Annotated in this window: 12 protein-coding genes and 1 pseudogene; 6 read left to right on the top strand and 7 right to left on the bottom strand. The window is 57.7% G+C overall.

The features are described 5' to 3' along the window. Positions 1 to 38 precede the first annotated feature (38 nt). The 3 genes from FJ960_RS16625 to FJ960_RS16615 all read left to right on the top strand — a co-directional run bounded on the left by FJ960_RS16625 (position 39) and on the right by FJ960_RS16615 (position 2,425). The gene (locus FJ960_RS16625; protein WP_140715360.1) at positions 39 to 239 is read left to right on the top strand and encodes an AlpA family phage regulatory protein; all 201 of its coding nucleotides are present in this window, start codon (positions 39 to 41) and stop codon (positions 237 to 239) included. 270 nt (positions 240 to 509) lie between these two features. Further along, complete coding sequence (locus tag FJ960_RS16620) at positions 510 to 1,226, top strand: hypothetical protein (RefSeq protein ID WP_140715358.1); 717 nt, start codon at positions 510 to 512, stop codon at positions 1,224 to 1,226. A 263-nt stretch (positions 1,227 to 1,489) separates the two neighbouring features. Then, positions 1,490 to 2,425 carry an ImmA/IrrE family metallo-endopeptidase gene (locus tag FJ960_RS16615; protein ID WP_246672855.1) on the top strand — a complete coding sequence of 312 codons (936 nt, stop codon included), beginning with the start codon at positions 1,490 to 1,492 and terminating at the stop codon, positions 2,423 to 2,425. Positions 2,426 to 2,517: 92 nt separating this feature from the next. Here FJ960_RS16615 and FJ960_RS16610 read toward each other — a convergent pair whose 3' ends face one another. From FJ960_RS16610 to FJ960_RS16595, 4 genes are read right to left on the bottom strand one after another with little or no spacing between them, the layout of a single operon-like run. Next, on the bottom strand, positions 2,518 to 3,474 hold the full coding sequence (locus FJ960_RS16610) for an ImmA/IrrE family metallo-endopeptidase (protein ID WP_140715354.1): 957 nt from the start codon (positions 3,472 to 3,474) through the stop codon (positions 2,518 to 2,520). Then, the gene (locus FJ960_RS16605; protein WP_140715352.1) at positions 3,471 to 4,001 is read right to left on the bottom strand and encodes a helix-turn-helix transcriptional regulator; all 531 of its coding nucleotides are present in this window, start codon (positions 3,999 to 4,001) and stop codon (positions 3,471 to 3,473) included. The genes FJ960_RS16610 and FJ960_RS16605 overlap by 4 nt, the downstream gene beginning before the upstream one ends. Positions 4,002 to 4,016: 15 nt before the next feature. Next, a complete protein-coding gene (locus tag FJ960_RS16600; protein WP_140715350.1) occupies positions 4,017 to 4,664 on the bottom strand; it encodes a hypothetical protein in 648 nt (215 codons plus the stop codon). Further along, positions 4,661 to 4,867 carry a ribbon-helix-helix protein, CopG family gene (locus FJ960_RS16595; protein ID WP_010913797.1) on the bottom strand — a complete coding sequence of 69 codons (207 nt, stop codon included), beginning with the start codon at positions 4,865 to 4,867 and terminating at the stop codon, positions 4,661 to 4,663. The genes FJ960_RS16600 and FJ960_RS16595 overlap by 4 nt, the downstream gene beginning before the upstream one ends. 150 nt (positions 4,868 to 5,017) lie before the next feature. Between FJ960_RS16595 and FJ960_RS16590 the strand changes: the two genes are divergently transcribed. From FJ960_RS16590 to FJ960_RS16580, 3 genes are read left to right on the top strand one after another with little or no spacing between them, the layout of a single operon-like run. Beyond that, on the top strand, positions 5,018 to 5,674 hold the full coding sequence (locus FJ960_RS16590) for a multiubiquitin domain-containing protein (protein WP_246672854.1): 657 nt from the start codon (positions 5,018 to 5,020) through the stop codon (positions 5,672 to 5,674). After that, complete coding sequence (locus FJ960_RS16585; RefSeq protein ID WP_140715346.1) at positions 5,649 to 6,836, top strand: ThiF family adenylyltransferase; 1,188 nt, start codon at positions 5,649 to 5,651, stop codon at positions 6,834 to 6,836. Before FJ960_RS16590 ends, FJ960_RS16585 begins: the two co-directional genes overlap by 26 nt. Continuing rightward, entirely contained in the window at positions 6,833 to 7,237 is a 405-nt protein-coding gene (locus FJ960_RS16580; RefSeq protein WP_023697172.1) for a DUF6527 family protein, read from the top strand. Before FJ960_RS16585 ends, FJ960_RS16580 begins: the two co-directional genes overlap by 4 nt. Positions 7,238 to 7,400: 163 nt before the next feature. Here FJ960_RS16580 and FJ960_RS16575 read toward each other — a convergent pair. The 3 genes and pseudogenes from FJ960_RS16575 to FJ960_RS16565 all read right to left on the bottom strand — a co-directional run bounded on the left by FJ960_RS16575 (position 7,401) and on the right by FJ960_RS16565 (position 12,232). Next, positions 7,401 to 8,727, bottom strand: a pseudogene (locus FJ960_RS16575) (tyrosine-type recombinase/integrase). Positions 8,728 to 9,403: 676 nt separating this feature from the next. Next, positions 9,404 to 11,335, bottom strand: a complete 1,932-nt coding sequence (gene ftsH, locus FJ960_RS16570) for an ATP-dependent zinc metalloprotease FtsH (RefSeq protein ID WP_140715344.1) — start codon at positions 11,333 to 11,335, stop codon at positions 9,404 to 9,406. Positions 11,336 to 11,449: 114 nt separating this feature from the next. After that, positions 11,450 to 12,232 carry a Crp/Fnr family transcriptional regulator gene (locus tag FJ960_RS16565; protein WP_140715342.1) on the bottom strand — a complete coding sequence of 261 codons (783 nt, stop codon included), beginning with the start codon at positions 12,230 to 12,232 and terminating at the stop codon, positions 11,450 to 11,452. Positions 12,233 to 12,280 lie beyond the last annotated feature (48 nt).

Raw genomic sequence — 12,280 nt, 5'->3', positions numbered from 1 at the left:
AGCAGCAATCAGCAGGACCAGTGAGGTGCAGGCAACCCATGTCCGAGCCGGATCGTATCATACGCCTCAAAACCGTCCTTGCCCGGACCGGCCTGTCCCGTTCAACCATCTATCGCAAGATCGCCGAAGGCACGTTCCCGGCCCAGATCAAGATCAGCGTCAACGGGGCGGGCTGGCGGGAATCCGATATCAATCGATGGGTTAAAAGTCCCGCCGGCTGGTGTGTTCGAATGGATTAGCGCGACATTACCCTTCGGAGCCGACCATCGAGCTGCCGATTGATGGATGTTCAATACATGCCGGGGGTTGACGGTCACCTTGCATCGCGCAGACAAGAAGCGCGGCCATTCGGCCCTCGCCTCAGTCGTCATGGTCTTACGAGGCGACTCCGATCGAATCTCGGCGGGGAACAAGCATGGACCGCATTGGCAAAGATTGCAAAGTGCAAATTTTTGTGACACAAATCCCTGAGAATGCAAAACTGATTATCACTTGGCGCGGAGACCCCAATGCTTGATGACGAACAGCGGGCACATATATTGGACGGCATCCGGCGAGACGTGCCCCGCGCCCTGCTCGTTGACGTCCAACAGGACTTCCCGATCGGGGCGCAGCAGGCGGAAGCCTCGGTCGCGGTGTCGACTGAGACGACAAAAGGGGGCGTCATGCTGTCTCGAAAGCGGCAGTCGAAAGCGGTCGGGCTCGTCCGCCATCAGGTGCTAGATGAGATTTTTGAGAAGGCAATCGTCCGCAACGGTGGCGAGTTCGTGAGTCGGGTGAAGGTGGAGTTTGGATCGGACCAGGTACGGGAGCTGCCTGTGTATCTCACGACCGGGCGCTTCGGCGGTACTCTGGTTGGATTCGCGTCGCATCGAGATGCGGACGACGCGCCAGTGAAGAATGCAACGAGGTTGGCGCTTTGCAGCCAGAACAAAGGTCTCGACGCCGATCTATTCCGCGCCCGGGAGAGCTTCACTGATCGTGAACGCTTCGTTGTAATTATGGTCCAGCGCGATCCATTCGCGATAGGGAAGCTCGCCTCGATCTCGGTTGGCGTCGCTGATACGAAGGTTGAGCAGTTTATCGTCCTGGAGAAGGTCGAGGAGTTTCTTGCAGGGTATGGGGCATCGCGGGAGGCTCCGAAGCGTGGTATCGCGCTGCGGTCAGTCACTAGAAGCTTCAAGGACACGATTGCCGGGACGGAGAGCGACCAGGCAGAGGGCTGAGAATATTGCGTAGCGGTGTAAAGGGATTTGATGGGCGAAAGCTCGCGGAAGCAAGGCTGGCACGAGGGATCACCTCTCGCAAGGCCCTTGCTGATATGATGGGGCGCGCGCCTAGCACAGTTATCCGCTGGGAAGATGGAGAGACCGCTCCGGAAGGCCCTGCACTGGAGGAACTGTCGAAAGCGCTGGCGGTCCCAGTTGACTTTTTCTTGTCGCCACGCCCTGACGTCGGAACCACATTTTTTCGATCCCTGGCTAGCGCATTGAAGGCAGATCGTTCGATCCAGCTCGCGCGGTTGTCCTGGCTTGAGGACATTACGGCAGTTGCCGGCCATTATGCGTTTCTCCCTGAAGTCGACCTGCCAGATTTACTCAACGGCGTAAGCTACCGAAGCCTGCGGGATGAGGATCTGGAGGGCATTGCCCAAACAGCGCGAGAGCACTGGGGAATCGGATTGCGACCGATCCCCAACGTAGTTGCTCTGCTGGAGCAGATCGGCGTCGTCGTGGCGAGCGAACCAATGGAAACCACACAGTTGGATGGGCTAAGCAGGTGGGGATCTGATCGTCGCCCATACGTACTTCTAGCCACGGACAAGCAGTCGTTCGCGCGAAGACAATTTGATGCCGCGCACGAGTTGGCCCACCTCTTGCTGCACCGTGCAGTGTCCGAGGATGAGCTTGTCGAGAACTTCAAGCTGATCGAAGACCAAGCTCATCGGTTCGCTTCTGCGTTGCTTCTGCCGGCGAGTCAGTTCTCGGCTGAGGTCACTAGTGCTTCGCTTTGGGAGCTGGAGCGTCTGAAGGTTCGCTGGCGCGTGTCCATCAAGGCTCAGATCATGCGTCTCCAACGCCTCTGCATTGTCGATGCCGAGGGAGCGACCCGCCTTTATCGTAGCTACAGCGCAAAGGGCTACTCAGGGTCCGAGCCCTACGATGACGTTTGGCCGCTGCAGCAACCTACGTTACTGGCTGATGTATTTCGGACCGTGGTGGATGACGGGGGGCTGTCCAAGGAAGACCTTCGGCACGATCTGCCGTTGTTCGCTCATGATATTGAGAGCTTGGCTGCACTTCCTCCGGGCTGGCTCTCGCAAGAGCCTGCTCGCGTCGTGAAGCTGAAGCTCGTGGCGCCGACCCGCGGTGAGGGGCCGTCCGGCCAGCTCGGCGAGGTCATACCAATATCGCGCCGACAATAAGCGACGTCCGCCAAGAAATATGCCGCAAGCGAAACAGCGGTGGTGTGCTTACATATGGGCAAGCTGCCGTTGAGATAACCGTCTGCCTATGACTAGGCTGCCCTATAGCCGACAGGGAAAATGCGCTGGTGTTTCTTCTTGTAGATGCAGTAAGTGAGCAGATCGTACGTGTTTGAGAAGCTGTGCAACCAGAATACATGGGGTTCGCCGTTCGCATCATAAAAGATGCTTTCGCCTTCGCCTACTGGACCCCGTTTGCGGTTCGTTGCGTGATCGCAGATCGCGGAATAGGCAACTGTGGTGGTGATTCCGGGAAAGTGCTCAGCTAAAGCTTTCGATCTTGGAAAATATGCCACATTGTCATTCCCCGCCTTCTCGCAAATATCTCTGTGATACGGATGCCGACTGACCACCCCGAAGGCGGGAAACTCCGGGTCGCGTTCACAAACCATTTGCCAAAGTGTTGTTGTAAGTGTGTTCCCATAGCGCTTGCGAAGGTGCTCGATACTCTTCCATTCCAATGAGCAGTCCAGCGCTTCCGGTCGAAATCTTCCTCCGAGAAACAAGAGATGGCGTCCGCCATAGTTAGCTTCTGCTTCCATTGCCTGATGGAATGTTGGGTTCAGCGTGGACTCGTTGTCGCCCAGAAGCAGGGAGCGATGCCACGGTAGAAGGTCATGTGTAATTTCATGTGCGATGAGGAAGCGTCGCTTTAGCTCGGCTACCTCATCATCGATGAAGATTCTTTTGTCGCCTTCCTTCAACATTAGGATACCACGAAGGCCATATTGCTGGACTACATCGACCATGCGCTTAGCCGTGCTGGTGATCTCGTTCCCAGCCATTCGCGCCCTGTGGGCAATCTCATCTAATAGGCTCAGGTTCGCCTTGCTATAATAGGTAAGGTCAAGCTTTTGCAGCGCGCGCACGTGCTCGAGCCTTAATGGGGGCTCTGGATTGCCGAGATCACGTAGCAAACGTGATATGTGCTCATGAATATCTCGGCGCTCAAAGTCCCCGATTATCGGCTCAATCGCAGACATGGTCATCCATTCTTCTTATCGATTGACGCCAGTACCTTAACGAAATCGTTGAGGTCGCGCCTTTCAGCCTGGCTTAGTTTCGATAGGTCGTCTGAACTCGCAGCAAAACGATGCGCCGCTTCGGTGAGATTGTCATTCTGCGCGGACGCCGCCGCAGTCAGCAGTCCTACAGCACGTGCTGAAACCCCAATAAACTCGGCTAGCTGATGAACGGTACGCGGGCCTGGAACATAGTTGGGATCCTTCTCCACTTGCTCCAATTCCGCCGCATCAACACGAATTTTGGCAGCCAACTGCGCAATGCTTAAACCGTCCTTGCGTCGAAGCTGATGCACCAACTTAAACAACACAGCAGATTTCTGTTCGGGGGCAGCCGAATTAGGCTGCCCCGCAGTTGCTTGATGACGAGACTTCTCCTGCATAAGACGCTCAAGCGGAGCTGCGTCGCGGAGCGGGAGCCCCACGTCGCAATCGACATCCGGATCATGTTCGATATGGCTGCGCAGCCAATCGGCAGTGAAATGTAATTTCATGGTCGACTCCTCTTGTTAGTGTTGCACGGATAGGAAAGTCGCAGCATCCCTGCTGGAAAGCTCGAAGTATCTAAGTCCTTTATGTACTCCTTCGCTATCCGTTCCGAAATCCGTCATTCCGATCGCATCCCGGTAGAAAACTTCTGCGCCACGAAGTGAATGCAGGCCAATTCGGCCACCAAATTCCTCTTCTAGGCTCAAGCTGACGGCCGTACCGATGAGCACACGGCCCGCGCCCTTGTAAGTCGGGTCAGCAACCAACTTTGGTCGGTTCCATGGAGCCGTCGCCAAAAACTCCACGTAGATCAGCGGCGCTCGCTGATGCTCGGGGTGGCGACTGAAGCAATCCTGACCGCCTTTGCGCGTCATCATGATGGCTTGGGTACTGCCACCACATTCAAGCACGAAGAAATCGAACAGGAAGGGGTCGTTCAGCGCAACCAGCGCCTTCTTGCCCCATTCCCAATGGGCGTCTTCAGCATTGACCTCTGCTAACGTCTGAAGGGAAGCCTTAGCTTCCCTTCGACGCAACTCAAAAAGAGGTCGCCAGCGTCCTTCGATATGCGCGAGATTCGTGCTGTCCAAGCCATGATACAGGTGGGCATCTTCGTACAGGCCTGTGGCACGATTTTTGAGAAAGACTCGATCGATCAGCTCTTTCATAGAACCATCAGCTCTACTTTTTCTGATTTATCCGCGCTTTCGACGAACACCTTTTCGCCCCGCGCTAGTCGATCGTCGACTGATTTGTAGAGCCGCAGCGCTTGGCGAACGAGTGCGGTTTTAGACAACCCTTTTTCTTCACACATGGTTTCAAGGACGCTCATTTCTGCGTCCGACAAATTAAGCGTCATCGTACGCTTCACAGGCGCTTCTCCCTAACCAGGATCCTCCATGTAGCTATAAAGTCCATACCTGTCAATCAAAAAACAATCATTAAATAGCTAATTAATAGCTAGACATTGGCTAAAAACTCCATATATGATTTGTGCAGAATGAGAAACAAGGAGGCTTCAATGCCTGACGTAACGGAATTTACATATAAGCTGGATGGTCGCGTGATCGGCACCAATGACGCCATAATCTCAGGTCGCGAGGTCCGCACCATGGGCGGGCTCAATCCGGCTAGCGATTATATTCTCATCCAGATTGCGGACGGGTCGACGCGTTCGATCGGGCTTGAGGAGCCGACCGACCTGCGACAGATACCGCAGCCGGAGTTCCTTTCATTCGAAGGCGATCGGACCTTCTCCCTCACCGTCAACGAGCGCGGCTGGGAATGGGGGTCGGCCAAACTCTCCGCAGCTGACATCTACCGTTACGCCAGCATCGATGAGGAACTCGAGCTAATCCTGGACAGCGCCGGCGACGCGGTCATTCCCGCTGATGGCGAGGTGACTCTGAGCGGACAGGGAGTCGAGCGCATCCGCAGCCGCGAAGCGAAGACGGTGGTCATCAAAGTCAACGGGCGACCGCGTACGGTGCCTAAGAAAAAGCTCAGCTATCGCGAGGTTGCACTTCTCGCCTACCCTGACGCCGACTTCGAGAAATTCAAGTACACGATAACTTACCTGAAAGGTGTACACGGCGCGGAAGGTGATCTGGTGGAGGGCGAAAAGATCGAAGTCAAGAATGGGATGGTCTTCAATGTCCGCCGATCTGATAAGTCGTGATCCACATCTGAAGCAGCTGCTGGACGAGGGGTTTGAGCTTGAGATGCGCGACCTCGTCCTCCTCGTTCACAGCGTGCCCTATGTGAAGCGGGACATGTCGCTTGGTCGAGGCACACTTGTCTGCACTCTGTCGCTGGATACGGAGGGCCTGACCTCGACTCCACTGACGGACCACACCATGTGGTTCGCCGGCGAGACGCCTTGTCATCGCGATGGCACGCCAATGACAAATATCATCCATAATAGTCAGGAAGCGACTGTGGGGTCGGACATCAAGGTCCACCATTATTTCTCGTCGAAGCCAGAAGGCACCGGCCAGTATGCCAACATCTATGACAAGGTTGTCACCTATGAGTCTCACCTCGGTGCTGCTGCGCGGTCTCACGACAAGACCGCCAACGCGCGTACAGGCGTCACGCTGGCCAGTGCGGAGGACGATAGTCCCTTCGCGATTCCCGATTCTGCGTCAGTCCGCTACGGAATCCTCGCCGCCAACCGCAAACTCAGGGGCAGCATCGCGATCATCGGCCTCGGCGGAACCGGTGCCTATCTGCTCGACCTGGCCGCCAAGACCCGTGTTGCCGAGATCCACATCTACGATGATGACCAGCTTCTCAACCACAATCTTTTCCGTTCGCCTGGTGCTCCCGAACTGGCGCTAGCGAAGAATTTCCCCCGCAAGGTAGATTATTACGCTGCGCTCTACGCGCGCATGCACAAGGGCGTGAAGCCGCACACCACTCGAGTAACGGCTGACAACATTGACGAATTTTCAGCCTATGACTTCGTATTTGTCTGCGTTGACAAGGGATCGTCGCGGCGCGTGATTGCCGAAGGGCTGGTTCGCCTGGGCATTGCATTCGTCGACACTGGCATAGGTATAGGGCTGGACGACAACACGCTCGACGGTTGCGCAAGGGCAACGTTTATTGCCCCTGGCACGCCGTGGGCGGAAGTGGCTACCCATCTGTCGTTCGGTGACGACGACGAAGAGGCCGATGTGTACGGAACCGAAATCCAGATCGCCGAACTCAATTCTTTGACTGCGATTATGGCGGTCATGCGCTGGAAACGCTGGCTGACCTTCTATCGTGATGAGCGCAACGAAAGGAACGCGACATACATGATCGAGGGTAACAATATCACAAACCGGGTGACATGATGGCTCGGGTGGATTGTCTTACAACGGTCTTCGTCGAAGACATTCCGGAACAACTGGAAGACGGTGTCCTTTACGTGTCGCGCGAATGCCACGTCGCGCTGCATAATTGCGCGTGTGGATGCGGCGAGGAGGTTTCAACACCGCTCGTTCCGACTGAATATGACCTCATTATGGAAGACGAGGGAGCCTCGATATGGCCGTCGATCGGCAATCACGACTTCCCTTGTGGCTCGCACTACATCATTAAAAGCGGCCGCATCCAATGGGCCGGCAAGATGTCTCGAGCGCAGATCGAAGCGGGCCGCGTCCATGACCGTCTGCTCAAGCGCGGCGCACAGCCGAAGGGGCTCAGGGCCATCGTCGCATGGTTCAAGCGCCTGTGGATCAAGTTCATTGGCTAATCAACGTTTGCCATGGGGTCGGCCGCAATTTGCGGTCGGGCTGGCGCCGACACGGCTGTCATCCGATTGGCTCCAAATAGGTCTAGGGAGCACAATTTCGCCGCCTGTTCGTCGAGCATTATTTTCAACGCGCTGAGTAGCCGGACGACTGTCGACGGACACCTCATGGGACTATCGGCTCGGCAAACTCCACAGCCGTCAAAAATTTCCGCGTAGCCTCCTTACGCGCGCTGTGGTCGAGCGCATAATTCGCGCGCTCGAACTTCGCTCCATCAAGCAAGGCCTGAATGTAGCTGGCGACTGTATCGCCTGCCATTACCAGCGCTGTGTCTACTGTGTGAATATAGCGGCTTGTGATCGTTCCGCGAGAATGACCCACCAAGGCGGCTATCGTCGACTCGGTAAAGCCGAGATCGTTCGCCACGCTCGCGAAGCTGTGACGAAGCACGTGCGGTGTAACGTTTTCAAGCGGGGTGTCTTTGACGAGCTTTTCCCACAGCTTTGGAAACCCGACCAATGCCTTCCCTTCCTCCACCGGGAAACACGAAATCAGTCTCATCGTCGGTCAAGAGTGGTTCGAGCAACTCGACCACGGGCAAGCCGATCGCCCGGGTCGATGCGCCTTCCTTCGAATCTTCAAGCCTGATGCAACTGCGCTGAACATCGATCTCGCCCACTTTGAGATTGATAATCTCGCCCCGTCGACACCCCGTCATAGCGAGTGTCCGCGCCATTTTAGTAGCCGTTGAAAACTGCGGGTCGTCAGCGGCGTCCGCGAGAATCTTACCCAATGCTCGATACTCACGCTCCGTCAGACGACGGTCACGGACGCGATCTTTCGGCTTGCGAAAGCCGTGAACCGGGTTCTTTTCGATGATCCCTTCCCGGATGGCATATGAGAATATGCCCCCGAGGAGACCTACGCCGCGCGAACCAGTGCCAATACCTCCCCGAACGATCGCGCGGCCTCGCTTCTTCGTCTTAATGTCGGCCCGGGTTTTGCCGTTGGCAACGTCGCGCAGAAATTTGGCAATGTCTGCCGACGTGATCTCGGTCACTCTCCGGTTCCCGAGAGCGGAAGGATGTGGCGGCTGATACGGCTACGGTCGATCTCCATGGTCGACGGCTTCTTGGGGCGGCCGCCTTTGCCTGGCACAAGTCCAGCTTCACAATCAGCCAAATATCGGGTGCAGAGTTCTTTGATGGTGATCGTTTTAGCGTCGAGAAGTTTTGTCTCCGCAGGGTTGTCGCCTTGCGCGATCCGACCGATCAATATGCGGGCCTCCTTTCGGGCCGCATCTGGTGCCCAGACCCCGTGGGGACCGATGGTGAATCGGCGGGTCCGACCTCGCTCGATATTGCACGAGGTAGCTGCGCTTACCGGATGAAAACACGCGCAGCCCAAAGCCAGGCAACTCATCATCCCAAAGGAAGTAGTCCGACTTTCCCGGTCCCGCTTGATCCACGGTTCGTTTGGTCAGCTTAGCCAACGCACACCTCAGGCTCTGTCGAAGTCATTCCGCGGAAGCACCACGGAAGCACCCGGACGGAAACTCCGACCTGCGATAGGATACTGGCTTCGGTCTTCGGAGCGACAAAAAGTCAGTCGTCGTAGTGTCTTAGCGAAGCATAGCGTGCAAAGACAAGTTGCTGAAAAGACTGGCTAAATCGGCCTTATTATGCCCAGGTCGAGGTGGTATCCGGTGATGCACCGCAGGCGGTTGATCTGCCGGACCTCGATGTCGTTATCGCCTTTGCCGAAGTAAGGCACGTGCCGGAACGGTGACTTTCGAACTTGTCCGACGCTGGCCAGATGGCGCTGCCGTTCACGGGTCAAGACCAAGGAGGTTTCATGATGCTTCTGGAAAGGGCTGGCGATACGTTCCCTGTACGATCACTTGTGCCATGCGGGTTTTACCCCTGCAGCGGAGCCGGGCGCAGTGAGGAAGAAAAGGTTGCGCTCAAGGCTGCGCGAGGCAAGGTCCCCGTGTCGCGTAATATCACCTAGGGCGACCAGCAAATGGCATCGAGAACGCTTGGCTGGTGACCGACATATACTGGTTTCGAAAGCCTAGCGATCGATATCAATCTCGCGTGTCGCCGTTGCAGCGTGCGACACGGCTTTTGACGAGCGATCTATGCCGTCGGGAGCAGTCCGAAGCATCACTATTGCGTCCTGAATTTCCCCGATCCGGGCGTGGGGATTGCGGCCGCGGTCCTGGCCGGCTGCAGCGTAGGCTGCCTCTTGTCCGACGACTGACCAGACCCGTCCCGTACAGCACCATCCGCCGAGACGTCTCCGACCAGCGACCCAAGTTCGGTCTCGTCGAGCGTCTCGGTCTCGAGCAGCCTGCGTGCCGCCCTTTCCAGCACGTCGCGCCGCTCGGTGAGGAGGCCGACGGTTCGTTCGAACGCGGCCGCCACAATGTCGCGTACTTCCGTGTCGATGGCGTCGGCGGCGGCTTCGCCGTAATCGTGCTCGCGCGGTCCGCCGGCGAGCGGGTTAGGGCTCAGGAAGGAGCGCGGGTCCTTTTCCAGCGCCACGTGCCCGAGTTTTGCCGACATGCCGTAACGCGTCACCATGGCGCGCGCTATGTCGGTTACCTTGGCAAGGTCATCGGCGGCTCCGGTGGACAAATGGCCGAATACGATCCATTCGGCCGCCCTGCCGCCGAGCAGCACCGCCATCTTGTTGTCCAGCTCCTCACGCGTCATCAGGAAGCGGTCCTCGGTCGGACGCTGGATAGTGTAGCCGAGCGCGCCGACGCCGCGTGGTATGATCGACACCTTGTGCACCGGGTCGACGCCAGGCAGCGCCATGGCTACCAGCGCATGACCCATTTCATGATAGGCGACGATCTCGCGCTCCTTCGGGTTCAGGAGCCGATTGCGTTTCTCCAGTCCCGCGACGATGCGTTCCACCGCATTGTTGAAATCGTCCATCGTTACCGCATCCGCCTTGCGGCGCGTGGCGAGCAACGTCGCCTCGTTCACAAGATTGGCCAGGTCAGCACCGGTGAACCCGGGCGTCAGCGCCGCCACTTTTTCCCCATCGACATCCCTCGCCAGCTTGGCCTTGCTCATGTGAACCTGCAGGATCTTTATGCGACCCTTCTTGTCGGGCCGGTCGACCAATACCTGGCGGTCGAAACGGCCGGCGCGCAGAAGTGCCGGGTCAAGGATTTCAGGACGGTTCGTCGCGGCCAGCAGCACGACGCCGATCTGCGGATCAAAACCGTCGAGTTCGACCAGAAGCTGGTTGAGCGTCTGCTCCTTTTCGTCGTGGCCGCCGACCGCGGTCCCGCGGGCGCGGCCAAGAGCGTCGAGCTCGTCGATGAATATGATGGCGGGAGCCTTGGATCGCGCCTGTTCGAAAAGATCGCGCACGCGCGCGGCCCCGACCCCTACGAACATCTCGACGAACTCCGAACCGGAGATCGAGAAGAACGGCACCTTGGCCTCGCCCGCGACGGCCTTGGCGAGGAGAGTCTTGCCGGTGCCTGGCGGTCCGACCAGCAGCACGCCTTTGGGCATGCGTCCTCCGAGGCGGCCGTATTCGCCCGGGTTCTTCAGAAAATCCACAATCTCTTGCAACTCGGCCTTGGCCTCGTCGACCCCCGCCACATCGTCGAACGTCACGCCGGTATTGGCTTCGACATAGATTCTGGCCTTGCTCCTGCCAATTTGCATCAAACCGCCGACGCCGCCGTCCATGCGTCTTAGAAGCAGCATCCACAGGCCAAAGAAGACGAGCACCGGCACAACCCAGGAAAGCAGGTCGCTCAGGAAGGTGCTTTCGACCTGGCCAGTCACAGTGACACCGTGTTCCTGCAGGTCACGGGCGAGGTCCGGCTCGACGCGTGTAGTGATAAACAGCGGCCTGCCGTTTTGCGGCTCCTTGAAGCGGCCCTGGATAAAGCGGTCCGAAACCTGCACCTCAGCGATCTTGCCGGCATTCAGAAGGGTCTCGAACTGGCTGTACGGTATCTGGGCGACGTGTTGCGTCGTGGCATAGATGTACTGGACGACCATCACGCCCACGAACGCCGCAATCCAGTACCAGATATTGAACTGCGTCTTTCTGTTGCTCATGTCCATGGCGGCCTCCACAGGGGAACGGATATAGGTCGCCCAGTCCGCGCGGCATCGGTGTAGGCCAGGTCCGGGGCAAAAAAGTGGGAGGCCCCAGACCGGCCGGCGACAATGGGTCTGTCACTGTCCTTTCCTATGCGGCATGCCCAGCGCACCTGTCATGCCGTTTTCCTCCGCCGGATAGACCCCCTTCAAAACGTCGTTGAAATGATGGCTGACGGCCGCATTGCACTCGCAGGCAAGCGAGCGCAGCCCTTCTGGACTGCGTACAGCAAGCCGGGAGCGCCGGGTTTCGATGACGCCGCGCTGCCTCAGGTCTCGAATGACCCGGCTCAGATAGGAGCGGCCGACCCCCAGCATTGTAGCAAGCTGTTCCTGCGTCACCGCAAGGTTTTCGGCTCCCGTCCGTTCTGTCACGGCCAACAGCCATCTTGCCGCGCGCTGTTCGATCGAATGCGCTGCGCTGCAGGCGACGGATTGGAATACCTGCGCCATCAGGCAATCAGCGTAGCGGGCAAACAGGTGACGCAATGTCAAGGAACGCAATTTGGCTTCTTCGAGATGTTGCAGGTCGATCCTGAAGAATGAATCGCCAAGTTGAACTTCGGCCCGCGCATACGCTGGAAGTCTGCCTTGGCTGACGATGCCGCCGACCGCTCCTTCACGTCCGATGAGCGCAGTCTCGATCGCTCGCCCGTCGCTCAACACGACGCGGTAGGAGACCAGGGCCGATCCGCAAGGGAAATAGGCGTAACGGACTGCATCGCCTGGCTCGTGCAGCAAAGTCCCGGCAGGCGCCGACCATTGTTCGAGCCTCGGTTGCAGGATCTCCCAGTCGTCGGCTCTGAGGGCCCGAAGCAGGTTGTTTCCGATCGGGTCTGATCGCTTTCGAGGGTTCTCCATCGCACTCCTCCGTTTCAAATGGCGGCGTTTACAACGACCGGCGCGAAG

Origin of the sequence: Mesorhizobium sp. B2-3-11 (assembly GCF_006442215.1) — a bacterium.
Lineage (GTDB): Bacteria > Pseudomonadota > Alphaproteobacteria > Rhizobiales > Rhizobiaceae > Mesorhizobium > Mesorhizobium salmacidum.
The sequence above is the reverse complement of the archived record's forward strand: the minus strand, read 5'-3'. Positions and strand labels throughout refer to the sequence as shown.

Excerpts from the sequence above, each read along its gene's own strand:
- FJ960_RS16625 (WP_140715360.1), top strand. The coding sequence starts at position 39 with ATGTCCGAGCCGGATCGTATCATACGCCTCAAAACCGTCCTTGCCCGG.
- FJ960_RS16620 (WP_140715358.1), top strand. The coding sequence starts at position 510 with ATGCTTGATGACGAACAGCGGGCACATATATTGGACGGCATCCGGCGA.
- FJ960_RS16610 (WP_140715354.1), bottom strand. The coding sequence starts at position 3,474 with ATGACCATGTCTGCGATTGAGCCGATAATCGGGGACTTTGAGCGCCGA.
- FJ960_RS16605 (WP_140715352.1), bottom strand. The coding sequence starts at position 4,001 with ATGAAATTACATTTCACTGCCGATTGGCTGCGCAGCCATATCGAACAT.
- FJ960_RS16600 (WP_140715350.1), bottom strand. The coding sequence starts at position 4,664 with ATGAAAGAGCTGATCGATCGAGTCTTTCTCAAAAATCGTGCCACAGGC.
- FJ960_RS16590 (WP_246672854.1), top strand. The coding sequence starts at position 5,018 with ATGCCTGACGTAACGGAATTTACATATAAGCTGGATGGTCGCGTGATC.
- FJ960_RS16585 (WP_140715346.1), top strand. The coding sequence starts at position 5,649 with ATGTCCGCCGATCTGATAAGTCGTGATCCACATCTGAAGCAGCTGCTG.
- FJ960_RS16580 (WP_023697172.1), top strand. The coding sequence starts at position 6,833 with ATGATGGCTCGGGTGGATTGTCTTACAACGGTCTTCGTCGAAGACATT.
- ftsH (WP_140715344.1), bottom strand. The coding sequence starts at position 11,335 with ATGGACATGAGCAACAGAAAGACGCAGTTCAATATCTGGTACTGGATT.
- FJ960_RS16565 (WP_140715342.1), bottom strand. The coding sequence starts at position 12,232 with ATGGAGAACCCTCGAAAGCGATCAGACCCGATCGGAAACAACCTGCTT.